At 42.7% G+C, this 23,421-nt stretch carries 27 protein-coding genes; 7 read left to right on the top strand and 20 right to left on the bottom strand.

Going from position 1 to position 23,421, the window contains the following annotated elements:
- Positions 1–87 precede the first annotated feature (87 nt).
- Entirely contained in the window at positions 88–270 is a 183-nt protein-coding gene (locus P4S60_RS01815) for a helix-turn-helix domain-containing protein (RefSeq protein ID WP_054563404.1), read from the top strand.
- Here P4S60_RS01815 and P4S60_RS01810 read toward each other — a convergent pair.
- The 3 genes from P4S60_RS01810 to P4S60_RS01800 are packed head-to-tail and all read right to left on the bottom strand — an operon-like array spanning position 267 to position 1,975.
- Positions 267–1,073, bottom strand: coding sequence for a phosphotransferase family protein (locus P4S60_RS01810; RefSeq protein ID WP_337114827.1), 807 nt, complete (start codon positions 1,071–1,073; stop codon positions 267–269). The genes P4S60_RS01815 and P4S60_RS01810 overlap by 4 nt on opposite strands.
- Positions 1,074–1,697, bottom strand: a complete 624-nt coding sequence (gene pnuC, locus P4S60_RS01805; RefSeq protein WP_337114826.1) for a nicotinamide riboside transporter PnuC — start codon at positions 1,695–1,697, stop codon at positions 1,074–1,076.
- Between the two features lie 20 nt (positions 1,698–1,717).
- A complete protein-coding gene (locus tag P4S60_RS01800; protein WP_054563401.1) occupies positions 1,718–1,975 on the bottom strand; it encodes a YkoF family thiamine/hydroxymethylpyrimidine-binding protein in 258 nt (85 codons plus the stop codon).
- Between the two features lie 115 nt (positions 1,976–2,090).
- Here P4S60_RS01800 and P4S60_RS01795 point away from each other — a divergent pair, with 115 nt between their 5' ends.
- The gene (locus P4S60_RS01795; RefSeq protein ID WP_054554201.1) at positions 2,091–2,330 is read left to right on the top strand and encodes a DUF2960 domain-containing protein; all 240 of its coding nucleotides are present in this window, start codon (positions 2,091–2,093) and stop codon (positions 2,328–2,330) included.
- A gap of 5 nt (positions 2,331–2,335) precedes the next feature.
- On the opposite strand, the gene alr is transcribed toward P4S60_RS01795, so the two are convergent.
- From alr to radC, 17 genes are all read right to left on the bottom strand, one after another.
- A complete protein-coding gene (gene alr / locus P4S60_RS01790; protein ID WP_337114825.1) occupies positions 2,336–3,415 on the bottom strand; it encodes an alanine racemase in 1,080 nt (359 codons plus the stop codon).
- The gene (dnaB, locus tag P4S60_RS01785) at positions 3,415–4,794 is read right to left on the bottom strand and encodes a replicative DNA helicase (protein ID WP_337114824.1); all 1,380 of its coding nucleotides are present in this window, start codon (positions 4,792–4,794) and stop codon (positions 3,415–3,417) included. The genes alr and dnaB overlap by 1 nt, the downstream gene beginning before the upstream one ends.
- 274 nt (positions 4,795–5,068) lie before the next feature.
- Positions 5,069–6,010 (bottom strand): DUF4097 family beta strand repeat-containing protein, encoded by a 942-nt coding sequence (locus tag P4S60_RS01780; RefSeq protein WP_337114823.1) that lies wholly within the window; start codon positions 6,008–6,010, stop codon positions 5,069–5,071.
- A gap of 11 nt (positions 6,011–6,021) precedes the next feature.
- Positions 6,022–6,507: a hypothetical protein gene (locus P4S60_RS01775; protein WP_337114822.1), complete on the bottom strand. Its 486-nt coding sequence runs from the start codon at positions 6,505–6,507 to the stop codon at positions 6,022–6,024.
- On the bottom strand, positions 6,494–7,045 hold the full coding sequence (locus P4S60_RS01770) for an RNA polymerase sigma factor (RefSeq protein ID WP_054554197.1): 552 nt from the start codon (positions 7,043–7,045) through the stop codon (positions 6,494–6,496). Before P4S60_RS01770 ends, P4S60_RS01775 begins: the two co-directional genes overlap by 14 nt.
- 142 nt (positions 7,046–7,187) lie before the next feature.
- Complete coding sequence (locus P4S60_RS01765) at positions 7,188–8,936, bottom strand: DUF7305 domain-containing protein (RefSeq protein WP_337114821.1); 1,749 nt, start codon at positions 8,934–8,936, stop codon at positions 7,188–7,190.
- The gene (locus P4S60_RS01760) at positions 8,929–9,453 is read right to left on the bottom strand and encodes a prepilin-type N-terminal cleavage/methylation domain-containing protein (RefSeq protein WP_337114820.1); all 525 of its coding nucleotides are present in this window, start codon (positions 9,451–9,453) and stop codon (positions 8,929–8,931) included. The genes P4S60_RS01765 and P4S60_RS01760 overlap by 8 nt, the downstream gene beginning before the upstream one ends.
- Positions 9,450–9,851: a type IV pilus modification PilV family protein gene (locus tag P4S60_RS01755; RefSeq protein ID WP_337114819.1), complete on the bottom strand. Its 402-nt coding sequence runs from the start codon at positions 9,849–9,851 to the stop codon at positions 9,450–9,452. Before P4S60_RS01755 ends, P4S60_RS01760 begins: the two co-directional genes overlap by 4 nt.
- Entirely contained in the window at positions 9,848–10,300 is a 453-nt protein-coding gene (locus P4S60_RS01750) for a GspH/FimT family pseudopilin (protein WP_337114818.1), read from the bottom strand. The genes P4S60_RS01755 and P4S60_RS01750 overlap by 4 nt, the downstream gene beginning before the upstream one ends.
- 5 nt (positions 10,301–10,305) lie before the next feature.
- On the bottom strand, positions 10,306–10,737 hold the full coding sequence (locus P4S60_RS01745) for a type IV pilin protein (RefSeq protein WP_337114817.1): 432 nt from the start codon (positions 10,735–10,737) through the stop codon (positions 10,306–10,308).
- A gap of 303 nt (positions 10,738–11,040) precedes the next feature.
- Entirely contained in the window at positions 11,041–11,493 is a 453-nt protein-coding gene (rplI, locus tag P4S60_RS01740) for a 50S ribosomal protein L9 (protein ID WP_054554192.1), read from the bottom strand.
- A gap of 35 nt (positions 11,494–11,528) precedes the next feature.
- A complete protein-coding gene (rpsR, locus tag P4S60_RS01735; RefSeq protein WP_002962753.1) occupies positions 11,529–11,756 on the bottom strand; it encodes a 30S ribosomal protein S18 in 228 nt (75 codons plus the stop codon).
- A gap of 12 nt (positions 11,757–11,768) precedes the next feature.
- Entirely contained in the window at positions 11,769–12,071 is a 303-nt protein-coding gene (priB, locus tag P4S60_RS01730) for a primosomal replication protein N (protein ID WP_036973732.1), read from the bottom strand.
- 67 nt (positions 12,072–12,138) lie between these two features.
- Complete coding sequence (gene rpsF, locus P4S60_RS01725; protein WP_036973113.1) at positions 12,139–12,480, bottom strand: 30S ribosomal protein S6; 342 nt, start codon at positions 12,478–12,480, stop codon at positions 12,139–12,141.
- A 227-nt stretch (positions 12,481–12,707) separates the two neighbouring features.
- On the bottom strand, positions 12,708–12,863 hold the full coding sequence (gene rpmG, locus P4S60_RS01720) for a 50S ribosomal protein L33 (protein WP_022946036.1): 156 nt from the start codon (positions 12,861–12,863) through the stop codon (positions 12,708–12,710).
- A gap of 11 nt (positions 12,864–12,874) precedes the next feature.
- Entirely contained in the window at positions 12,875–13,111 is a 237-nt protein-coding gene (rpmB, locus tag P4S60_RS01715) for a 50S ribosomal protein L28 (RefSeq protein WP_036973115.1), read from the bottom strand.
- A gap of 273 nt (positions 13,112–13,384) precedes the next feature.
- Positions 13,385–14,059, bottom strand: coding sequence for a RadC family protein (radC, locus tag P4S60_RS01710; RefSeq protein WP_188730347.1), 675 nt, complete (start codon positions 14,057–14,059; stop codon positions 13,385–13,387).
- 144 nt (positions 14,060–14,203) lie between these two features.
- Here radC and coaBC point away from each other — a divergent pair, with 144 nt between their 5' ends.
- The 5 genes from coaBC (at position 14,204) to P4S60_RS01685 (ending at position 23,414) form a co-directional block, all read left to right on the top strand.
- Positions 14,204–15,397, top strand: a complete 1,194-nt coding sequence (coaBC, locus tag P4S60_RS01705) for a bifunctional phosphopantothenoylcysteine decarboxylase/phosphopantothenate--cysteine ligase CoaBC (RefSeq protein ID WP_337114816.1) — start codon at positions 14,204–14,206, stop codon at positions 15,395–15,397.
- 112 nt (positions 15,398–15,509) lie between these two features.
- The gene (gene slmA, locus P4S60_RS01700; protein WP_337114815.1) at positions 15,510–16,097 is read left to right on the top strand and encodes a nucleoid occlusion factor SlmA; all 588 of its coding nucleotides are present in this window, start codon (positions 15,510–15,512) and stop codon (positions 16,095–16,097) included.
- Between the two features lie 317 nt (positions 16,098–16,414).
- The gene (locus P4S60_RS01695; protein ID WP_337114814.1) at positions 16,415–19,177 is read left to right on the top strand and encodes a S9 family peptidase; all 2,763 of its coding nucleotides are present in this window, start codon (positions 16,415–16,417) and stop codon (positions 19,175–19,177) included.
- A 189-nt stretch (positions 19,178–19,366) separates the two neighbouring features.
- Positions 19,367–21,580 carry a catalase/peroxidase HPI gene (gene katG, locus P4S60_RS01690; protein WP_337114813.1) on the top strand — a complete coding sequence of 738 codons (2,214 nt, stop codon included), beginning with the start codon at positions 19,367–19,369 and terminating at the stop codon, positions 21,578–21,580.
- Positions 21,581–21,716: 136 nt separating this feature from the next.
- Positions 21,717–23,414, top strand: coding sequence for a diguanylate cyclase (locus tag P4S60_RS01685; protein ID WP_337114812.1), 1,698 nt, complete (start codon positions 21,717–21,719; stop codon positions 23,412–23,414).
- Positions 23,415–23,421 lie beyond the last annotated feature (7 nt).

Raw genomic sequence — 23,421 nt, 5'->3', positions numbered from 1 at the left:
CACTTTCGTGCAGAACCAAGGTATTAACGTATACTTAATAAAATTAATAACAAGGTGGCAGTATTGCCATGTAAGGGGAATTTGATCATGAGTTTAATGTCTACAGAGCAAGTCGCGGAGTTTTTAGGTGTAAAAGTCGAACGCGTAAAACGTCTTGCTCGCGAACATTTACTGATCTCGAAATCACAAGATGACAAAGGTGAACCTTTGTTTGATCCAGAAGACGTAAAAAAATATAAAGAACTTGCCGAGCGAATTGGTGGTCTTTAATTTTTAGCTTTTTCTATGAAGTGGTTAAGCTGTGTTAGCAGTGGCGCCACTTTATCCACCGCGCCACGTTGTTCGTACCAGCAAATACATAAAAGCAAAAACAGCGCATGAAATGCCGCAAGCTTTTCAACTGATAAGTTAAACGCGTGATGTTCGCACACAAGCGCTTGGTAACGTTTAAGTAACGCCAGTTGCTGCTCATCATTTAACGCAAAGCTCACCACCAGCGCAGCTAAGTCGAAGTAAACATCATTACTTTTGGCATATTCAAAGTCGATTAAAAACATCCCCGTCTCATTCACAATGATATTTTCTTTCACTAAATCATTATGACAAAAACCCATGTCTTTAGGTGCTGAAGCAATATAAGTCAGTGACTGTTTAATTAGCTCAGCATATTGCTGGTAACGCGCTGTTTGCTGGTAGTAGTTAATTTCGTAGGCAATATCCATCGGCTCGGTGAGCACAGGGTAGCGATGTAAATTAACTAAATCGGGTAATAAGCTACTACAAAAATCACCGCTGGCAATGCTACCTGCCACGTATTCGAAAATAGCCGTATCGGTTGCTTGTTCTAACCAAAGTGGGGCTGGGCAGCAGCTTTGCTTTGCAAAATGCGCTTGCGCTGCAAGGCCTATCGCCGGCCAGTGGTCGCGATAGTGCTTAACCAAAAAATCTTGGCTTGCTGTTTTAACGAGGTAGTTATCATTACTTAGCCCCTCAACCAGCGGGCTGATTGAGGTGATAACTAAGCGTGAGTTGAAGCGCGTAAAGAGCGCATGAATTTGTTGCTCAGTTTTCATCTATAGCTGTGCAAGTGGCTTAGCCTGATGCTGCTCGTATTCTTCATACCAAGTTTTAAAGCCCCATGCGGCCATAATGGTATAAAACACGAAAAGTACTAAGGTTGGGTAATACCCTTTCTCAAAGTATAGATACATAGATGCTGCATCAATCACAATCCAGTACAACCAGTTTTCCAGCACCTTCTTGGCAACAAGATAGGTTGTCACCACTGCAAAACAGGTAGTAAAGCTGTCTAAATAAGCAAAATCAGCGTGAGTGTAATTGGTCATCACATAACCAATGGCAACTGAAGCCAGTGAGGTGGTAAGCAAAATCACGGCATGACGCTTTAACGACCATGAAATAATGGGCAGATGATCTTTATTATTCATGCCCCTGCGCCAAACCACCCAACCATATACCGCCATATACATGTAGTAAAAATTAAGGAGCGACTCCATCAACAGTGCGCCATTCCAGTACATTACGGTATAAATAAAGGTGCTTACAAACGCGGCTGGCCAACACCATAAGCTTTCTTTAATCGCTAACAGTAAATACGCCATCGATAAGGCAACGGCAATATATTCCCAATGCGACATGGCAGTAAAGCCAGAGAAAGTTTCCCTTAAAAATTCCATAACACGCGCTACTTTAGGTTTTAGTCTTCGCTAGGCGACAAGTCACCATGTAAGAATTTACAGACGAAAATAGCTTTACCAAACTCTTCATAAGAACGTTTGATTTCAGTATTAAGTACAGACATCACTAAATCATAGTCACCAAAAATCTGGGTAGATAAGGTGTTAGTGATCACTTTAAGCCCTTCGTAACTGTTTACACGGTCAATAAAACCTTTGATAAACGGAATGTAGTCTTGATGAAGTGGGTACTTACTGATCTCTACTGAAAGTTTCATTATGAGTTACCGAGTCTTTGAAAAGTATTGCATTGTAACCCGCTTGTACTAACAAGTCATGGCTATGGCTATTTTTTAGTGTAAAATCAGCCCCGATAAACATTGAGGATTCATTATGGCACGCCGCATCACTTACAAATTTAAAAACCAGCCTCGCGAAATCAATTTTGCAAAAGATAAATACCGCGATATGTACCATGCTATTGCAGCGGCTGAAGGCATTGATTTAACCAATTATTTAAAGATGGAACAGCAAGTCGAAATGACTTCAAAAGGCTCTGCGGCAGTACGTAACTTTCGTGACCAAGAGTTCGCACGAATGGGTTTCAGTGACGTGTATTTTATTAAAGAGTAACAAAGTTACTCTTGATACTCGTAGCTTACACGTGGGGTGATATTACACAGTAATTCGTAAGGAATGGTTGTTGCGCACTGGGCAATCTCTTCAACGGGAAGCTCAGGCCCCCACATAATCACCTCATCACCCACTTTGATGTTGTCGCGGTTATCACCAATATCCACCGTGATCATATCCATCGCTACACTACCAACAATACCATAGCGTTGTGATTTGATAACCACAGGTGTGCCCTGCTCAGCATGACGTGGATAACCATCACCATAGCCCATCGCAACCACCGCAAGCTTAGTCGGTTTATCGCTATGCCAGCGGCCACCATAGCCAACACACTGTTCGGCATCAACATCGCGTATCGCGATAACTCGCGTTGTTAAACGCATAACAGGCTCTAGTCCGTGCTGCTGCCCTACGCCATTAAGCATTGGCGATACGCCATAGAGCATCAAACCTGGGCGTACCCACTCACCGTGGCCTTTTGGCCAAGCAATAATGCCAGCAGAGTTTGCAAGGCAATGCTGCTCGCTTTTGCCATCTGCCAGTGAATCAAATAAGGCAATTTGCTGAGCGGTCTTTTCATCATTGATGTCGTCGGCGCACGAGAAATGCGTCATTAATTTAATGTCATCACGCGCATTTGGGCTTGCTTTTAAGCGATTGTAAAAAGACTCGAATTGCGAAGGAGCAATACCCAGTCGATGCATACCCGTATTCACTTTTAACCAGCATGCAATTGGTGCATCAAGGCTTGTGTTTTCAAGCGTTGTCAGCTGATTTTCATCGTGAATAATGGTTTGAAAGTTATTGGCAAGCAAGATAGGTAAATCGTCTTGGTGAAAAAAGCCTTCAAGCAACACAATCGGTTTTGTCTGTCCGCCAGCACGCAGTGCTAATGCTTCGTCAATACGTGCAACCGCAAAAGCGTCGGCATCATTTAAGTATTGGGCAATTTTTACTAAGCCATGGCCATAGGCGTTGGCTTTTAGCACCGCCATAACTTTACAACCAGGCGCAAAGCGTTTCACTTGCGCTAAATTATGAGCGAGTGCTTGTAGGTTGATTTCGGCAATGGCTAAACGCATTAGTATTCGTCGTCTATCGCTGGGCCCGCGTAGTTATCAAAACGCGAGAATTGACCTTGGAACGTTAAGCGTACTTTACCGATTGGACCGTTACGCTGTTTACCGATGATGATTTCAGCCACGCCTTTTTCTGTACTGTCTTCGTTATACACTTCATCACGGTAAATAAACATGATTAAGTCGGCATCCTGCTCAATTGAGCCTGATTCACGTAAGTCGGAGTTGATTGGGCGTTTATCAGCACGTTGCTCTAGGGTACGGTTCAGCTGCGATAGTGCAATAACCGGACACTGTAGCTCTTTTGCCAGTGCTTTTAATGAACGAGAGATTTCAGCAATCTCTAAGGTACGGTTATCCGACAAGCTTGGCACACGCATTAACTGCAAGTAATCGACCATGATCATACTAATACCGCCATGGTCGCGGGCAATACGACGTGCACGTGAGCGCACATCCGTTGGTGTTAGGCCTGATGCATCATCCACATACATTTTACCTTTTTCCATCAACAAGCCCATGGTTGACGACAGACGTGCCCAATCATCATCATCAAGCTGACCCGTACGCACCTTAGTTTGGTTAATACGACCCAGTGATGCCAGCATCCTCATCATGATTTGCTCTGAAGGCATCTCTAGTGAGTAAATGAGTACAGGCTTATCTTGTGTCATAGCTGCGTGTTCGGCTAAGTTCATCGCAAAGGTCGTTTTACCCATTGATGGACGTGCCGCCACAATGATTAGATCAGAAGGCTGCATACCCGCCGTCATTTTATCCAGATCGGTATAACCCGTACTTACGCCGGTCACACCATCTTGCGGCGACTGGTAAAGCTCTTCAATCTTATCAACGGTTTTTTCTAAGATACTGTGTAAGCTTTGTGGACCTTCAGTGCTTTTACTGCGCTGCTCAGCAATTTTGAATACTTTACTTTCAGCAAAGTCGAGCAGGTCATGGCTGGTACGCCCTTCTGGGCTAAAACCCGCTTCTGCAATTTCGTTCGCAACACCAATCATTTCACGAATAACAGCGCGCTCCCGTACGATATTCGCGTAAGCATCAATGTTCGCCGCACTTGGCGTGTTCTTGGCAATTTCAGCAAGGTAAGCAAAGCCACCAACACTACTTAACTGATTGTTTTTCTCTAAGCTCTCAGAAATAGTGATCAAATCGATTGGATCACCCCCTTCAGCAAGACTAACCATAGCCTCAAAAATCAGCTTATGGGTTCGGGTATAAAAATCCTGCGCAACCACTAACTCAGCAACACGGTCAAACGCTTGATTATCAAGCATTAAACCACCTAAAACAGATTGCTCAGCTTCTATTGAATGGGGAGGGACTTTTAACGTATCGACTTGCTTATCTGGTTTGGCCATAACATCACAAAACTAAAATTGAATGGCTCTATTCTATCGACTTGCTAAGGCTGTGCAAATAGTTAATACCAATCGACTTAAATATTTGGTCATTCTAGCGTGCTAAATAAAGCGCTAACTGCGTTAGAAATGTCTAAAGTAGAGTAACTACATGTCAAAATTTCTGCCTTGTTATCACTTCATTTATCTGTCGCTATTTAAGACCAACAACTTAACAAGATTGGTATAAGCGGGAAGTCTTCCCGCTTTATTGTAATTGAGTGAACTGTAATCGTTATTTCTGTTTACGAAGTTCAATGCGTCCGCTAATCGTATCCATTTCGATATCAGCATCCCCACCGTTAATACTAAATTCTAAGTCGCTAGATGGGCCGTATTTCGCCTTCGTTGCTTTGTCATCGCTTAGCTCATTAACGATTTTGCCGTTAGCGTGAGCTTCAATTTCAAACTTTGCCGATACATCCGCTGGAAAGTAAAACTCGGCGTCACCACTGACTGATTCAAAACGAATATTGGCATCTTCAAGCAGCTTATTGATGTGAACTTCAGCTTCACCGTTTACGGTATTGATTCGCAGTTTTTTAATTGCATCAAAAGCAAAGTCGATATCACCGTTTACGTTTTCAAGACGCACATCTTGCGCTTTGGTTTTTGACTTAATGTCGCCATTCACCGCGGTAAAGCGTAAAGCACCTTGCGAGTTTTTATCGTTAATTTCACCATTGACTGTTTCAAAGCGAATATCACCGTTTAAGTCGTGGGCATTTACATCACCATTGACCGTTTCAAAGCTCATGTTGCCGCTAATATCTTGCACTGTAATATCACCGTTAACGGTATCAATCTCTGCGCCCGCCTCAAGCTCTTTAGCACTAACCGTGACATTGACTCCGGCAAATTCAAGCTCACTGCTTTTTGGCATATAAATGGTTAAACGAGAGCCGTCACCGCTATTCCAGCCACCTAAATTACGCGGCATTTTTACAATAAATTCAACACGGCTGCCTTCAACCTCTAAACGATAACCTTGTGCCTTATCGTCAAGCTCACCTTCGATTTTAAGTTGTGGTTTATCCCACCCTTCAATACGTACATCACCACGTTGGTTTTCAATAAAAATGCGTTTATTAGCAGGTACATCAATTTGTTCATTAATGGTTTGTCCTGCCATTGCCATCAGTGGCAGTAATCCTAAAGTTAAGGCTAGTAATTTCATAATTGTCACTCCTAAATCGTTTGCCACTTCGGTGCATGCACCTTGTTAATTAAGTCCAGTTGTTGCTGATAAACCTGCGATAGCATTTGTAATAAAGCCGGGTTTTCAGGTTCATTCTCAAGTGCTTGCTTAATGGCACTTTCGGCTTCTTCTAACTCTTTTAGTTGTTGCTGCCAGTTGTCGGTTAATGCAGGTTGATTTTGATACTGCACCAACAAGCCTTGCTTTTGCTTAGTAAAATAATCGCTCATTGCCATCATGCTATTTGGCTCACCTTGGCCAACAAAAAGCTGTACGGTCAAAAGTGCTGCTATACAACAAGCGGCGATAGCAGCGAGCTTATTCCAACCATGCGTTGGCTTATCAGCTTGCTGTGTTTGCCCTGTTGCAATTGCTCGCTCAATCCCCGGCCAGAGATCTTTGTCTGGGCTAATATCTTGCTGCTGGTTAAGCGAGTCATTTAAAAATTGTTCAAATTCTGGCTTACTCATTTTCATACCACTCTTTTAATAACTGCCTTGCACGGTGAAATTGCGATTTACTTGAACCGACTGCCATATCAAGCATGCTTGCAATCTCTTCATGGCGATAACCTTCAATTGCATGGAGCACAAACACCATACGTGCTCTCTCAGGTAGTCTCAGTACTAATTTGTCGAGGCCGTTAAAGCCGTCGCAATCTGCTGCGCTTTGCTCATCCATACCGCTTTGTTCAAAACTCACTACTTTTTGAAACCAACTTTTATGTTTGCGAATGTAGCTAATCGCAATATTGCTGGTAACACTGTGTAACCAAGTCGAAAATTGTGAGCGTCCATCAAAGTTCGCGATTTTGTGCCACAACTGTACAAACACTTCTTGTGTTGCATCTTCGGCGTGCTCTTTGTCTGCAAGTAATCGCAAACAAAGGCTATAAACCCGCTTCACATGCAACTCATAAAGTGTTGCATAGGCTGCTTGATCACCGCTTTTTACGCGCTCTATCAAGGCATGCTCACTTTGCTGGGCGAACGCTTGTTCTGCATCTATCAACATCCTGGATGTTGTCCTTTATGATTATTGTTGTGAATTTAGTGTATTAGACGTAAGGAGGGATTCAAAAGGTTTAAATGAAATTAATTTTTTTTGTGTAAGCTACAAATAATTGAGCTTACACAATTTTATTTGGGGATTTGCATTATTCGGCAGGGGATGCTTCGCTTTCTTCTTCAGTTTTTTCTGCGTTTTTGTAGCTCCAACCTAAAAATACGATACGTGCCGATGAAGCAGGCGTCCCGCCATTTTGTACTTGTAGTAAACCTGCATCATAGTGAGCACCACTGCCCCCTGTTGCGGTAATTGTAGAGCCACGTACACTGCCAAACAGCTCACCACTGCCCGATAGTTTCACCGTTGTCAAAGGCGCATAAATCGCCGCATATAAATTCGCAGCACCGCTAAATTGCACCCCATTTACACCATTAAATGATGAGTAGAATGATAACGACGGATGACCACTAGTAGTTAACCCTTCTTGCTCAGTAATAACTTTTGCACCTGCGCCAATATTGACTTTTCCGGTTAACAACACCGTTAAGCTACTGTCCTTTTTAATTGTTAGGCTAGTATCCCCTTCCATCGAAAAGTCACCATCAATCAGTAAAATTACATCACCACCAGAAACTTCCATTTTGCCGTCACTGGTCATCTTGAGTCTATCAAGTGCAAAAATATACTCTTTGCTATTGCTACCATTAGCTTGGTTCTGTGCTTTAGAGTTAAACAAGAAAACATCAGCAAGGCTTGGCAAAATAACTTGGCTACCACCGCTACTAAAAAAGCCCCTTTCAGTATTAAGTTTAAATTGTTGCGTAGGACCAATCGAAACAGAACTATAACTGCTCACTTGGTCTGTGATGTCTGTCATTTTCTCTGGCAAAATTAACGGGTCACAACTGGTATCTGGGTTTGTAGGGTCATAATCGGGTGCTGTTGGGTCAGCAACGGTTATCGGTTCAACATTCGGGTTTACGTTAAACTTGCTGTCACTGTAGTGCACACCATCTTGTTGATTATTGTAGGTATCTTTAAAATCGCCTGAACCGCCATACATAATATCGAGTGCTTCGCCTTGGCTATTCGTGATGAATGTTGACCACTGCATTTTTGCATCACCATTGGCTCGCACCACACCCGAAACAGTTCCACCACGATGGGTATAATAACCCCGGGTAAAGACATTACCGTCAACACGTAAACCACTGCCAGGAGAGATATAAACGCCGGTATTTGAATGGATGTTACCAATAATTGGTGATGAACCATTTAAGTAGATAACCCCGGTCGCTTTTACATCACCCTTAATCGGTGAATGACCTGATAGCACCACGTCTGAGTCGCCAGCAATCGTTGAAACATCACCATCATTCGACTTGGTTTCTTCGTAGGTGCCTTTGCTCGAGTCGTAGCTATCGATACTACCACTCCCCGACAGATTAACCCCTTTACAGCCCACCATCGCATTAGTGAAAATCGAGCTGCCTTTCGCGCCTTGTACAGCAAAACGGGCGACTAAATTACTTTGTGCATCACCATCAAATCGTTGACCAAGGCTTGCAATTTCAAGCTCACCAGCAGCATTTTTACTTAAACTGGCATTAAAAATGGCATCATCAGCAATCACACCTGAGCCCGATGCATTACTGGTTTTACTGATCAAATCTTCAACCGCTAATACACCTTCCTCATTCAAGGTTTGTTGTAATAACTTAGCTTGTTCAAACACCCCTTTTTCAGCCATTAAGCGACTGTTTAATTTCTTTTGAAAGTTACCACTTAAGCGCTCTTGAACAATGTTTTCACGCGACGAACTAAGCACCACGATGCTGGCCATACTGGTCAAGATCAACACTGTTATTAGGGTAAAACCACCTTGCTTGTTAGACACCGCCAGCTCCGTATGCTTTGACTAATATTGCATTGGTTAAGGCAATATCAATGTTAATACCATTACCAAACTGCGCAGGTAAGTCATTTGGCTTCACACTCACAGTGACAAGTTCACCAGCGATACTAAAACTCAGCGTTTCGATACCTGTGAGTAATCGCTCTGAGGCAGCGCCATCGAGTGAACACATTAAGTTGCTACCATTTAAGCTATATACTTCAATCACCTGCGCAGTTGTCGCAGAGCCATCACAGGCAATGACACCACTTGGCTGAGTAATAGTAATCGTGCTTTTATCTGCACTGACAGTCGGTGGTAGTTGTGTTTGCTTAATGCTGCGGTTGAATACTTTACTGGTATAGCGAATCACTTCTTGAGCGTTTTCCAGCTCTTTACTCACCTCAATCGTGCTTTTAATCGCTGAGTACGACAAGCTCACTCCCGCTAGTAAAAAAGCCCCGGCTGCCAATGCCACCATCAGTTCAACTAAGGTAAAACCCTGAACGCGTTTGTTCATGAGCATACCGCCGTTAAATCAGGAAAACTGGCATTTAGACTAATTTGATTTTCTGCATTGTCTGTCATGCGCTTATCAACCCAAGCCACATTAATTTGCATGTCATCACTGTAAGTAGCTGGAATAGTCAGTTGATAAACACTTACTTGCGGCGCGAGCGAAGCTCTAAACGTCGCATCTTGGAAAAGTGCGGTATTGGTTTTTTGAATTTCACAAATGCGCGGCCACAAACGCTCAATGGTGTTTTGGCCTTGAATCAGTGACACGGTGTAATTAAAGCTATTAGTTGCATATTGCAGCGATTTTAGCTGCGCTGCCGCCAAGCCTAATAATGCGATGCCAGCGATCACCACCGAAATCATCACTTCTAATAATGAAAAGCCTGCCTGCTTATTCATGCACATCCTCGCTGTGAATTTTCTACTAACCAGTTTTGGCCACTTTTAAGCACACACATCACGTAATCTGTGGTATTTGTGTGTTCATCTTTCACTAAAATTTCAGCTTGTTTATCAACTTCACCACTGGCATTAATAGCTAATGCAACTAAGTTGACGGTAACTCCGCTTTTAGTGACCGAAAATTCTTTTAAAACCGTGTCTACGCCCCCCTCGTTGAGGGTCACTTGCCAGCTACTATTATTAACAACCAGATTGATAGGTTTGTCGCGTTTGACCGCTTCACTACGTGCAAATTTATAAGCACTATTTAACTGATTTGCAGTAGTTACGACGCGATCTTGCAAGATTTGTTGGCTAAAAGACGGAAAAGCCACAGCTGCCATAATGCCGATAACACTCAGCACAACCATTAACTCAATTAAGGTAAACCCTGCAATTCGACGCAAATGTGTTACTCCCAGCAATCAGTAAATGAAGCGCTGTAACTACCATCATGTTTCACGGTTAAGTCACCACAGCGATCGCTTGCTTGCGCCGAGCCCGATTTAGGAGCGGCTTTTAAACTGTAGCCACGATTTTTAAAATCGCTTACAGCACCTGATACTTTATCTGTTGCTGTATAAGTAAAGGTGTAATAGTCAGTATTTTGAGTTGCAAATGCATTGGGATAGCCACCATTTCGTGAATAAATACGTTCGAGGCTGGCGCTGTATTGCAGTAGCTCTTGTTGAATATCAGCACGGCGACTACGTTGCATGTGCTCAGTGTAAGCAGGTAGTGCTACGCTATACAGAATCCCTAAAATAGCGATCACGATAAGAATTTCTACTAGTGTAAAGCCTGTTTGTTTACCCACTCCATGTGATACTAATGCACTTTTCAACCTCAACCCCTTAATACTTTTTAACCAGCACAATATAAATGACAGCGTTGTCAGTGTCAATTTTAACCAATTTACTTTTATTCATTCGATTATACTAATAAGAAAAATAAAATTAAGAAAAAAGAACGTATGTTTGCAAAATAGGTAAGATTATAGGATTGGTATTTATGTGTTTTAAATTTAGAAACCAGTACTATTGAATGAGTAACGATGAACTCATAGTGGTACAAAACGCTACAATTCATAAATTTCAGGCACAAAAAAGCCGCACATAAGCGCGGCTTTTTTTACTTAATATTGCTATTAAGCTTCAGCGATAACGATTACTTTGATAGTAGCCGATACGTCTGAGTGTACTGCGATTGCTACGTCAAATTCGCCAGTCTCACGGATAGTACCTAGAGGTAAACGAACTTCTGATTTAGCAACTTCAACGCCAACAGCTGAAATAGCTTCAGCGATGTCGCGAGTACCGATAGAACCGAATAACTTGCCTTCGTCACCAGCTTTAGAAACTAGTGTAACTTCAGCTAATGCTTCTAACTTGTCAGCGCGAGCTTGAGCAGCAGCTAGATCTTCAGCGATCTTAGCTTCTAAATCAGCACGACGTGCTTCGAAAGTTTCGATGTTAGCTTTAGTTGCAGGAACTGCCTTACCTTGTGGGAAAAGGAAGTTACGTGCGAAGCCAGATTTAACTACAACCTGGTCACCTAGGCCACCTAGGTTTGCGATCTTGTCTAGTAGAATAACTTGCATGTCTCTACACCTTTTAAAAACTGTTAATCCGCTGCTTACTTATGTAAGTCAGTGTATGGAAGAAGGGCTAAGTAGCGAGCACGCTTGATAGCAGTTGCTAGCTGACGCTGATATTTAGCGCTAGTACCTGTGATACGGCTAGGTACGATTTTGCCACTTTCTGTAACATAGTTTCTAAGAGTAGCTAGATCTTTATAATCGATTTGTTGTACGCCTTCCGCTTTAAAGCGGCAGAACTTACGACGTCTGAAATAACGTGCCATGAGTAAAATTCCTCAAAAAATTCTTTCTATATGTTGAGCATGCAAGACCAATTGGCTTAAGCCGTTTCGGCCTTCGTGACGGTTTAAAAAACCCGTCACTTGCACTTGTTGCCCAACGTGCAATTGTTGAGTCTGTTGTTGCATTGGCGTGCCGCTGGCAACAACTTGAAGCCTGACATAACTATTACGGTTAAGGTCTGCTTCAACTTGCATCGATTTATGTTCAAGAACAAAAATACAATGCGGTATACCAGCAGGGCTTTGACTATATTTGGGGGTTTTACAAACAACCCCAGATAGTGTCAGCTGATTCATATAAGGATTAAGCGGTTGGCTCATCTTTTTGTCTCAACTGCAAGCGCCATGCTTGAACTCAAAACGATTAAGCAGCTGGTGCTTCTTTCTTCTCTTCTTTCGCAAGAGGAGATGCTTCAGTTACAGCGTCTTTAGTACGCATAACTAAGTTACGAAGCACTGCATCGTTGTAGCGGAAAGTAGTTTCTAGCTCGCTGATTACTTCAGTAGGTGCTTCAACGTTCATAAGAACATAATGAGCTTTGTGAAGCTTGTCGATTGGGTAAGCCAATTGACGACGGCCCCAGTCTTCAAGACGGTGGATAGTACCACCAGCTTCAGTGATAGAACCAGTATAACGTTCGATCATACCAGGTACTTGCTCACTCTGATCAGGGTGAACCATGAATACGATTTCGTAATGACGCATGGATATTCCTTACGGTTAATAGAGCCTTCTACCGTTTCGGCCAGTCGGTTTAAGGCAAGGAATTAAATTTAATAAGCCGAAATGAGCGCGCATTTTACGCTTAGATTGATAATTAAGCAAGATAAAACAGCAAACCAAACTAGATATTCTGCTCTAATAAAAATTTCTAAACGCTAAAAACAAAAAACCCAGCCGAGGCTGGGTTTTTGAGATTCTGAAAACTAAAATTACTTGATTTTAGCTTCTTTGAAAATCACGTGTTTACGAGCTTTAGGATCGTATTTTTTGATTTCCATTTTTTCAGGCATGTTACGCTTGTTCTTGTCGGTAGTGTAGAAAAAACCAGTACCAGCAGTTGAAACTAAACGGATCTTATCGCGCATGATTCAGTTCCTTAAACTTTTTCGCCACGAGCACGGATTTCTGTAAGAACCGCGTCGATGCCTTTTTTATCGATAATACGCATACCTTTAGTAGTAGTGCGTAGTGTTACAAAACGTTTTTCACTTTCAACCCAAAAACGGTGAGTTTGTAGGTTAGGTAGGAAACGACGTTTAGTCGCGTTTCTCGCGTGTGAACGGTGGTTACCAACCGCTGGACGCTTACCTGTAACTTGACATACTTTAGACATGTCTATATATCTCCAATAACTTCGCTCGAGCTTAATTTTCCCTTAGGCCAGTATTTGTGCCCCGGGATAAATCGAAGGGCGCTCTTTATACAGCTTATACAGGCAAAGATCAAGTAACAGATCTTATCCAATCAGCTCATGTGTAAATTTGATAGCGGCTAATTATAAAGATCGAATGCCCTTAGGGAAAGTAAAAACTGCATTTAAATTAAACTAATTTCTAAAATCAGCCTAAACTGCTCATTTTTAACACACTCTCTAAGCTATCAGGCTTTATATAAGCCCCCTTTCGGCAAACGACACACAATTTTCACCACCCACAATGATGTGATCCAGCACATTTATGTCAATTAAGGCTAAGGCTTGCTGTAATTTTGTAGTGATCAATTTATCGGCCTGACTAGGTTCAGCAACCCCACTTGGGTGGTTATGAGCAAGTATTAGTGCCGCCGCATTATTACGCAGTGCAGCTTTAACCACTTCGCGTGGGTACACAGAAGCGGCATTAATAGTGCCGTAAAAAAGTACTTCGTCTTTAATTAACTGGTTTTGACTATCTAAGTACAGCACCATAAATACTTCTTGCTGTAAGCCTCGCAGCTGAATAGTTAAATAGTCATACACAGCTTGCGGTGAATTAAAGAGTGCCTCGCGCTTACATTGCTCAAGCATATAGCGCCGGCTTAGTTCAAGTACCGCTTGAAGCTGCACATACTTAGCCGCTCCTAAACCCTTTTGAGCGCAAAACTCTTGCTCAGATGCATTAAATAAGTCGTGCAAAGTGCTGTTTATATTAAGCAGATGCTCAGCCAGCTCAATGGCATTCATGCCCGGCACACCGGTGCGTAAGAATATTGCTAATAACTCTGCATCTGAAAGTGCTTTGGCGCCTTGGGCAAGTAACTTCTCCCGCGGCCTTGCTGATAAAGGTAAATCGGTTAATGGCATTGCTTCATCCTTAAAACAACTATTCCATTTATTAAACTGTACTATAAAATCCAGTTTTTTCCTGTCAGGAATAAAGAAAACTTCATGCTATCGGTAAAGATTTGCTATCGTTAGCCCATATCGACAAAGGTTAAATTTCACGTAATGACAAAATCAGTAAATAAAAAAATCCTGCTAGGTATGAGTGGTGGTATTGCAGCCTATAAATGTGCAGAACTTGTTCGCCGCTTAAAAGATCAAGGCTGTGAAGTAAAAGTTGTCATGACCGACTCAGCCAAACACTTTATTACTCCTTTAACTATGCAAGCGGTAAGCGGTGAGATTGTTTCTGATTCATTACTCGACCCCGCAGCAGAAGCCGCAATGGGTCATATCGAATTTGCCAAATGGGCAGACCTTATTTTAGTTGCGCCTGCAACCAGTAATATTTTAGCAAAAATGGCGATGGGTATTGCAGATGACTTACTAACAACCCTACTACTGGCGACCCCTGCAAAAGTGGCGGTTGCACCTGCAATGAACCAACAAATGTATGCCCACCCTGCTACACAAGCAAATCTTGCCACACTTAGCGAACGTGGTGTGGCTATTTGGGGCCCTGGTAAAGGCGAGCAAGCCTGTGGCGATGTAGGCGCAGGCCGTATGTTAGAGCCTCATGAGTTAGTCGCACTTTGTACACAACCTGAAGTAGAGCCATTACTTGCAGGCAAAACCATCACAATTACTGCAGGACCAACCCGAGAAGCCCTCGACCCAGTTCGCTATATCTCTAATCACAGCTCTGGCAAAATGGGCTATGCCCTTGCAGAGGCTGCGCTTGCGCTAGGTGCAAAGGTAAACCTAATTTCAGGCCCCGTGACAATTAAAGCACCTGCGAATGCCCTGCTCACTAATATAGAAAGTGCTGAACAATTACTCGCCGCCTCAATGAAGCTAGCTGTGCAATCAGATGCATTTATCGGCTGTGCGGCAGTAGCTGATTACCGTGCAGCTGCAATTCATGAGCAAAAGATGAAAAAGCAGGGCGATGAACTGACCCTTAGCTTAGTTAAAAACCCAGATGTCATCGCTAATGTCGCGACGCTGAAAGAAAGTCGCCCTTATACCGTTGGCTTTGCGGCAGAAACTCAAGATGTTGCAAGCTATGCTCAAGGTAAATTAAAGAACAAAAATCTCGATATGATCTGCGCAAATGACGTATCAAAAGAGGGTCTTGGCTTTAATTCTGATCATAATGCTTTAACACTTTTCTGGCACAATGAGCAGCTAGATTTAGCAATGGGAAGTAAAAAAGATTTGGCCATGAGCGTGATGACTGAGCTTGCCAAGCGTTTGTAAAAATGCTGGAAAGAAACTGAATAAAACATTAACATAAGCCACTCATTTGCACAAAAAATGGCTTGTCTGACTCCCAACAGCGCAAGTAATAAATTATAAGAAAGGAATGGTCATGCCTGCGACAAAAAGAAGTAATCGCAAAGAGCAGATTCTGCAAGCACTCGCACAAATGTTAGAAACCAGCCCAGGTCAACGTATCACAACCGCAAAACTAGCGGCTGAGGTAGGTGTGTCTGAAGCTGCGTTATATCGTCATTTTCCGAGTAAAGCACGGATGTTTGAGGGCCTAATCGAGTTTATTGAAGATACCCTGTTATCACGCATTAACCTCATTTTAGAAAATGAGAAAGAAAGCCAAACACGTGTGTACAATATTTTACTGTTATTGTTAGCCTTCGCTGAGAAAAACCCGGGCATTACCCGCATTTTGACCGGTGATGCCTTACAAGGTGAACAAGAGCGTTTACGTGAACGTGTACAAGGCTTATTTGAAAAGCTAGAAACTCAGTTCAAGCAAGTGCTACGCGAGCGCAAACTGCGCGAAGGCAAAGCATTCCAGTCAGACGAAACCACCCTAGCCAACTTCTTACTCGCCTATGTAGAAGGTAAGATGAACCAATTCGTGCGCGACGACTTTAAAGCAAAACCAAGTGCACAATTTGAAAAACAATGGCCAGAGCTACAAAAAATTTGGTTGTAGTGAGTTGCTAGGGGAAAGTTTGAGCTGTCAGCCGTCAGCTATCAGGTTGAATTCCGAAAAGTTAGCGAGCTTCTAGGGGAAAGAGTAAAGTTAGCAAGCTGCTTTCTAACTTTCCCCTTTCTAACTTTCCCCTTTCTAACTTTCCTCTTTCTAACTTTCCCCTTTCTAACTTTCCCCTCGAAACTTTCTCCTCGAAACTTTCCCCTAGCAACTTTCCCCTTCCACCTCCCCAAACACGCCACTTATCGTATCTACTCGAATTGTTTATTAAAAACGCTACACTGGGTGCGTAAATTTAAAAACAACGAGAAAGATGAATGAAAGCGCAATTATCACTTTTGAGCTTAGCCTTGGTGACAAGCCTTGGTAGTGCACAGGTTGGTGCGAAAGAAGCTCTGCAATTTAAAGACGTGTTTGATTTTAAATACGCAAAAGGCACCCAACTTTCTGAAGATGGCCAAATTCTTAGCTTTAGTGCCGACCCGTATCGCGGTAATGCACAAGGTCAGGTTTATACATTAAACAACAACACCCTGCTAACTAGTGTTGAGCGCGGTACTCGCCCAACTATTAATAAAGCAGCAAACTGGGTGGCTTTTACTCAGGTACCAAGCTTACTTGAAAAAGAAACCACCAAGAAAAAAGACGAGCTAAAAAACAACCTTGTTTTAGTGAATACTATCAATGGTGAGCAACAAACCTTTAACGATGTAAAAGACTATGCACTATCGGATGATGGTGTATGGCTTGCTTACCGACTCGATAAAAAAGCAGAAAAAACAGATAAAAAAGACAGCGAAGAAAAAGACGAAAACAGCAGCGAAATAAAGCCAGACAAAAAAGATAAAAGCTTTGATTTAGTGCTTGTTAACCTTCAAGACAAAACCACTCACACCCTAAACAACGTATTCAGCTATGCGATTAACAGCACCGGTGAGCAATTATTAGCAAGCCAAAGCTTCAGTGATGGTGCCGACAACCAAGTTGTATTAGTTGCACTTAATAATGACTTTGCAACGAGTGTACTGATTGATGAGCCGGGCGTTGTGGCAAACAAAATAGCTTGGCAGCCAAACAGCAATACCGCGACGCTGTTAATTGGTAATTACGTGAATGATGATACACGCCGTCGTGATCACAGCTTACAGCTTTTACAAAACGGGGCGCTTTCAACCCTTCACTCTGCAGATAGCAGCTGGACTATTGGCAAAACAGCATCGCTAAAATGGTCTGAAGATGGTGCTCGTTTATACTTTGAAAACCACCCTAAACTCGCTGCAAAAGTTGCCGCAAAAGAATACAAAGATGAAGCCTCTTTATATGATTTCGATACCATTCGCGACCAAAAGGGCCTAAATGTTTGGCACAATAATGACGCTGAAATTAAGCCTCGCGAAGAGCAGCAATGGAACAGCACAAATAAGCTTCGTCACTACCAAGCGGTATATCATGTAAACGGTCAGCACGTTGTGCAGTTAAGCACGCCAAACATGCCTGAGGTTTCGCTTAATACTCATCGCGAAGCGCTATTAGGTTATTCAGATCTTCCATACCAAGAGCGTGTTATGTATGGCGGTTTCTACGCAGATTACTTCAGTGTTGATGTTAAAACCGGTAAACAAACCGCTATCGTCAGCGACTACCCGTTTAGACCAAGCCTTGCGCCAAATGGTCAATTTGCGGCATTTTTCCAAGACAGCCAAGTGCAACTTAAAGATTTAGGTAACAACAAGGTTTCGACCTTATCTAAAGCAATTAACGCTATTTTTGCTGATGATAAACATGACTACCCGTCACCTCAGCCGGGTTATGGTTTTGCAGGCTGGTTAAACGACAGCAGCCAAGTGCTGGTTTACAGTAAATTTGATATTTGGGCTTTTGATGTCGCAACACACAAGGCAACACGCCTAACTCAAGGTAAAGAAAGCAATACCCAATATCGTGTTATTAAACTAGATAAAGACCAAGTGGGCTTTGCCAAAGACGAGACTTTATTGCTAAGCGCAACTAACCTGCAAGATAAGCAAACTGAAATTGCAAAACTTGATTTAACAAGCAATAAAGTAAGCAAAGTACTTTCGGGTAAAAAGCGCTATGATGTAGTGAAAAAGGCAAAAAATGCCGATAAATATCTTTTTACAGCACAAACATATCAGCAATTCCCTGATTACTACCAAACTGACTTTAGCTTCAAAAAGCCACAGCGTGTTACCAACCTAAACCCACAAATTAGCAACTTTGCATGGGGCGAAAAACCTGAGCTTATTAGCTATAAAGGGTTTGATGGTGAAGATTTACAAGGTGTATTAATTAAGCCTGCGGGCTACAAAAAAGGCGATAAGGTTCCAGTGGTTGTGTACTTCTACCGCTATATGAGCCAACGCATGTATGACTTCCCGAAAATGGAATTAAATCATCGCCCTAACTTCCCGATGTTTACTTCAAATGGCTATGCGATTTTCTTACCTGATATCCGTTTTGAAATTGGTCATCCGGGTAAATCGTCAACCCAAACGATGATCAACGCCACTCAAAAGTTGATTGATTTAGGCATTGCTGATCCAGATAAAATTGGTTTACAAGGTCACTCATGGGCAGGCTACCAAAGTGCCTTTATGATCACCCAAACAGATATGTTTAAGGCTGTTGTATCGGGTGCGCCAGTATCTAACATGACCAGTGCATACAGCGGTATTCGCTTAAAATCAGGCCTTGCGCGTCAGTTCCAATACGAAACAGGGCAAAGCCGCATTGGTAAAACGTTATTCGAAGCGCCAGAGCTATACATCGAAAACTCACCGGTGTTCTTCGCCGATAAAGTGAATACCCCAATTCTGATTATGTTTGGCGACAAAGATGATGCTGTACCGTGGCACGAAGGGGTTCAATACTACCTCGCGCTTCGTCGTGCGGGTAAAGATGCCACCTTCTTACAATACGAAGGTGAACCACATCACCTGAAGAAATTCCCTAACCAAGTGGATTTCTCAGTACGCATGATGGAATATTTTGATCACTACTTAAAAGGCAAACCAGCTGCTGAGTGGATCAAAAACGGCGTACCCTTTATTGAAGAATAAGCAATAAGCTGAATTTAAGCTTACTGCACACCTCCCCCAGAGCCAGCATTTTTGCTGGCTTTGTTCTATAAAATCAATCACACCATCTATTTTTTCGATTTTATCAATCGATTTAAACCCCAGTTTGTAAGTGGAAAGTTAATCAGAACAAATCTATATTTCACCCAACTTCTAACTGGAGACAACACAATGTTTAAGAAATCAACGTCAGCTTTGTCTAAAGTAGCTGTTGCGGTATCACTGTTGGTGGCAACAGGCGTACAAGCTACAAACGACATCAAATCAAACCAATTCTGGTGGCCAGAGCAATTAGATCTTAGCCAACTTCGTGCCCATGGCACAGAGTCTGATCCTATGGGTCCTTACTTTGATTACAAAAAAGAATTCTTAAAGTTAGACCTAAATGCAGTGAAAGCTGATATTGAGAAAGTATTAACTGATTCTCAAGATTGGTGGCCTGCTGACTACGGTCACTATGGTCCGTTCTTCATCCGTATGGCGTGGCACGCATCAGGTACGTACCGTACTTTTGATGGTCGTGGTGGCGCAGGCGGTGGTCAACAACGTTTCGACCCATTAAACAGCTGGCCTGATAACGCGAACCTTGATAAGGCGCGTCGTTTACTTTGGCCTGTAAAACAAAAATACGGTCGCAGCATTTCTTGGGCTGACTTAATGGCGTTAACAGGTAACGTTGCGCTTGAATCAATGGGCTTCAATACCTTCGGTTATGCCGGTGGTCGTGAAGACGATTGGGAACCAGATTACGTATACTGGGGTCCTGAAGGCAAAATGTTAACTGACGAACGTCGTGACAAAAAAGGCAAACTTAAAGGCCCATTAGCGGCAGTTGAGATGGGCTTAATTTATGTAAACCCAGAAGGCCCTCACGGTAACCCTGATCCACTACTAGCAGCAGAAGACATTCGTTTATCTTTCGGCCGCATGGCAATGAACGATGAAGAAATCGTTGCGCTAATCGCCGGTGGTCACAGCTTTGGTAAAGCACACGGTGCGAAAAAAGCAACGTGTTTAGACAAAGAGCCAGCAGCAGCAGGTATCGAAGAGCAAGGCTTAGGTTGGAAAAACAAGTGTGGTAAAGGTCACTCAGAAGATACCATCACGTCAGGTCTTGAAGGTGCATGGACAGTGACACCAACACGTTGGTCAATCAACTACCTACAAAACTTATTCAGCTTTGAGTGGGTTAAAACTAAGAGTCCTGCAGGTGCGACTCAGTGGATCCCTGAAAATGGTCAAGCGTCTAACCTAGTGCCAGATGCACACATTAAAGGTAAGCGTCATGCGCCTATCATGTTCACAACTGATATCGCGTTAAAAGCAGATCCTGAGTTCCGTAAGATTTCAGAGCGTTTCTTAAACGACCCGAAAGAGTTCGAACTGGCATTTGCTAAAGCATGGTTCAAACTAAACCACCGTGATATGGGCCCACGTGCTCGTTACCTAGGTGACTTAGTGCCAGAAGAAGTATTAATTTGGCAAGACTACATCCCTGCGGTTGACCACAAACTAGTAGACAGCAAAGATATCGCGTCACTTAAAGCTAGCATCTTAGATTCAGGTTTATCTGTATCTGAACTAGTGCGTGTTGCTTGGGCATCAGCAGCAAGCTACCGCGACACAGATATGCGTGGTGGTGCAAACGGTGCACGTATTCGTTTTGCTCCGCAAAAAGATTGGCCAGTAAACAACCCGAAAGAAGTGGCTAAAGTACTGAGCAAACTTGAGAAAATCCAAACTAAGTTCAACAAAAAAGCATCTGGTGGTAAAGAAATTTCACTAGCAGATATGATTGTTCTTGGTGGTGCGGCTGCAATCGAAAAAGCAGCAAGCGACGCGGGTTTCTCTATCTCAGTACCATTTAAGCCAGGTCGTATGGACGCGTCATTAGAAATGACTGACGTTGAATCATTCGAAGTACTTGAGCCAACAGCAGATGCGTTCCGTAACTACTACAGCTCAGCATGGAAGTCACCGGCTGAAATGTTAGTTGAACGTGCTGATTTACTAAGCTTATCAGTACCAGAAATGACTGCTCTACTAGGTGGTATGCGTGCCCTTAACGCGAATACTGACCAAACTAAACACGGTGTATTCACGAAAAAACCTGGCACATTAAGCAACGATTTCTTCGTTAACCTATTAGATATGTCAACGAAGTGGTCTAAGTCTTCTGAGGAAGGTGTTTACGAAGGCCGTGACCGTAAGTCAGGCAAACTTAAGTGGACAGCAACACCAGTAGATTTAATCTTCGGTTCAAACTCAGAGCTACGTTCAATTGCTGAAGTGTATGCCTCTGACGATGCTAAACAGAAGTTCGTTGATGACTTCGTAGCAGCGTGGACTAAAGTAATGACGCTAGATCGTTTCGACCTACGTTAACCCATATTTTCACAACCAACAAAGCCGCTAAGTTAGCGGCTTTTTTTATTTTCGTTGATAATTTACTCGACAAGGCAGCGGTTTACGTTAAAAATAAAACTTTATTATTATATTTATTTGGACACAGGCATTAGGGATGATTGCGCGCTTTTTACTGCTTTTTGTTATCTACTCATTATGCCTAAGCATGACGACCCAAAGCCGTGCAGATAACTCCCCTATTGTTAATATCGATCAACGTAGCGTTGACCTCACTCAATTTGCTATGAGCTATTTTATTGATAGCACAGGCGCCATGTCTCTTTCGCAAGTTCAGCAGCAAAATTTTACCAACAGTCAAAACGAGCTTACTTTGGGCACTAACGCTAAAACGACGTGGTCAAAAATAGTTATAAAAAATAGCTACAGCGATACCCTACGCTTATTTGTACATAACCCTGATGCCTATCATTTAGAAGAAGTCAGCTTTTACGAAACACAATCAGCTCAACTGATAAACCAATCGGTTATCCAACTTGATAAAACAGGCCCTAAAGCCAATATGTTTGGTGGCAGTGCCGTGTTTTCGTTTTATATTGCCCCCAACCAACAAAAAATAATTTACGTAAAAAGCATCACCTTTTCTCATCAGTGGTTTGCACTAACGATTTATGATGAAGAGCATTCAAAGCGAGCCCTTGTTGGGAATGGTAATTACATTGCGCTACTTGTCGGGATGATGTTAGCGCTGATGATTTATAACTTCTTCTTGTATTTATCGGCCCGTAAAATCGAGAACATTGTTTACGCCCTGTATCTTATCTCTGGTACGGTGTGGGTGGCGCTATCTTATGGTGTTGCTGCTAACTTCTTTGGTATTTTTAGTGCTGAGCTATTACAGCTCAATTCTAACTTACTGAGCATGCCAAGCTTTTTAGTAATTTTTGTAATGCTCATTTTCGAAACCAAAAAGCATTACCCTAAAGAGCATATCGCGCTGTCGATTATTTTGTTCTTACTGGTTGCTGACTTTATCTATAGCTTGTTCGATATTGTGGGGGCATTAAAACCTGCCAGTAGCTTGGCAGCTTTAATGATGACGGTGACATTTGGAGTATCTATTTCGCTGTGGCGCAAAGGTAACACACTGGCAAAATACTTTTTGCTCGGCCACTCTATGTTCGTTATTTTCAATATGCTGGCGGTGCTTTATTACAAGGGGATCAGCGACGCAAACGTGATAAATAGCCACGGTGTAGGCATAGGTATTTTGCTCGAAGCGTTAATGATGGCGTTTATTCTTTCTTATCGAATTAAGAGCCTCGAAAAAATTAAAGCACAGCAAACTGAGCTCAATCGCTTGGTCGATACAGATCCTATGACAGGCCTGTATAACCGCCGTTACTTTGACAGAAAAAGTGAAGAACTCATTGCCGCGATGGCAAGTAATCAGCAAGAGTTAACCCTCCTAATTGCTGATCTCGACCACTTCAAAAACATCAACGACACATATGGTCACGATGTTGGCGATAAAGTCATTATCGCATTTGCCAACATACTCACCTCAGAGCAAGGCCTTGCTGATATAGCCTGCCGTTACGGCGGCGAAGAGTTTGTGTTATTACTCAATTGTGACCTACTTGATGCCAAGCAAGTTGCCGAGCGAATTCGCCAAAAAGCCCAAGAAACCTACATCACCATTGATGAAGTACAAACCGTGCAATTTACCGTGAGTATTGGTGTACACAGCGTAGCTCATGCTTCAACAACCGTGAAAGAAACCCTCACCATTGCCGACAAAGCATTGTATAAAGCGAAAAGTAACGGCCGTAATTGTGTTGAAGTGGCTGCTTGAGGGGAAA

It is taken from the genome of Pseudoalteromonas sp. Hal040 (assembly GCF_037162425.1).
Classification (GTDB): domain Bacteria; phylum Pseudomonadota; class Gammaproteobacteria; order Enterobacterales; family Alteromonadaceae; genus Pseudoalteromonas; species Pseudoalteromonas gelatinilytica.
The sequence above is the reverse complement of the archived record's forward strand: the minus strand, read 5'-3'. Positions and strand labels throughout refer to the sequence as shown.

Bases quoted from the DNA above. Each gene is read 5' to 3' on its own strand.
- rpmB (WP_036973115.1), bottom strand. From the start codon at position 13,111: ATGTCTAAAGTATGTCAAGTTACAGGTAAGCGTCCAGCGGTTGGTAAC.
- rpsR (WP_002962753.1), bottom strand. From the start codon at position 11,756: ATGGCACGTTATTTCAGACGTCGTAAGTTCTGCCGCTTTAAAGCGGAA.
- P4S60_RS01810 (WP_337114827.1), bottom strand. From the start codon at position 1,073: ATGAAAACTGAGCAACAAATTCATGCGCTCTTTACGCGCTTCAACTCA.
- rpmG (WP_022946036.1), bottom strand. From the start codon at position 12,863: ATGCGCGATAAGATCCGTTTAGTTTCAACTGCTGGTACTGGTTTTTTC.
- P4S60_RS01760 (WP_337114820.1), bottom strand. From the start codon at position 9,453: ATGAACAAACGCGTTCAGGGTTTTACCTTAGTTGAACTGATGGTGGCA.
- katG (WP_337114813.1), top strand. From the start codon at position 19,367: ATGTTTAAGAAATCAACGTCAGCTTTGTCTAAAGTAGCTGTTGCGGTA.
- P4S60_RS01800 (WP_054563401.1), bottom strand. From the start codon at position 1,975: ATGAAACTTTCAGTAGAGATCAGTAAGTACCCACTTCATCAAGACTAC.
- priB (WP_036973732.1), bottom strand. From the start codon at position 12,071: ATGAATCAGCTGACACTATCTGGGGTTGTTTGTAAAACCCCCAAATAT.
- P4S60_RS01770 (WP_054554197.1), bottom strand. From the start codon at position 7,045: ATGTTGATAGATGCAGAACAAGCGTTCGCCCAGCAAAGTGAGCATGCC.
- alr (WP_337114825.1), bottom strand. From the start codon at position 3,415: ATGCGTTTAGCCATTGCCGAAATCAACCTACAAGCACTCGCTCATAAT.
- pnuC (WP_337114826.1), bottom strand. From the start codon at position 1,697: ATGGAATTTTTAAGGGAAACTTTCTCTGGCTTTACTGCCATGTCGCAT.
- P4S60_RS01775 (WP_337114822.1), bottom strand. From the start codon at position 6,507: ATGAAAATGAGTAAGCCAGAATTTGAACAATTTTTAAATGACTCGCTT.
- rplI (WP_054554192.1), bottom strand. From the start codon at position 11,493: ATGCAAGTTATTCTACTAGACAAGATCGCAAACCTAGGTGGCCTAGGT.
- dnaB (WP_337114824.1), bottom strand. From the start codon at position 4,794: ATGGCCAAACCAGATAAGCAAGTCGATACGTTAAAAGTCCCTCCCCAT.
- P4S60_RS01815 (WP_054563404.1), top strand. From the start codon at position 88: ATGAGTTTAATGTCTACAGAGCAAGTCGCGGAGTTTTTAGGTGTAAAA.
- P4S60_RS01695 (WP_337114814.1), top strand. From the start codon at position 16,415: ATGAAAGCGCAATTATCACTTTTGAGCTTAGCCTTGGTGACAAGCCTT.
- P4S60_RS01795 (WP_054554201.1), top strand. From the start codon at position 2,091: ATGGCACGCCGCATCACTTACAAATTTAAAAACCAGCCTCGCGAAATC.
- slmA (WP_337114815.1), top strand. From the start codon at position 15,510: ATGCCTGCGACAAAAAGAAGTAATCGCAAAGAGCAGATTCTGCAAGCA.
- coaBC (WP_337114816.1), top strand. From the start codon at position 14,204: ATGACAAAATCAGTAAATAAAAAAATCCTGCTAGGTATGAGTGGTGGT.
- radC (WP_188730347.1), bottom strand. From the start codon at position 14,059: ATGCCATTAACCGATTTACCTTTATCAGCAAGGCCGCGGGAGAAGTTA.
- P4S60_RS01780 (WP_337114823.1), bottom strand. From the start codon at position 6,010: ATGAAATTACTAGCCTTAACTTTAGGATTACTGCCACTGATGGCAATG.
- P4S60_RS01685 (WP_337114812.1), top strand. From the start codon at position 21,717: ATGATTGCGCGCTTTTTACTGCTTTTTGTTATCTACTCATTATGCCTA.
- rpsF (WP_036973113.1), bottom strand. From the start codon at position 12,480: ATGCGTCATTACGAAATCGTATTCATGGTTCACCCTGATCAGAGTGAG.
- P4S60_RS01755 (WP_337114819.1), bottom strand. From the start codon at position 9,851: ATGAATAAGCAGGCAGGCTTTTCATTATTAGAAGTGATGATTTCGGTG.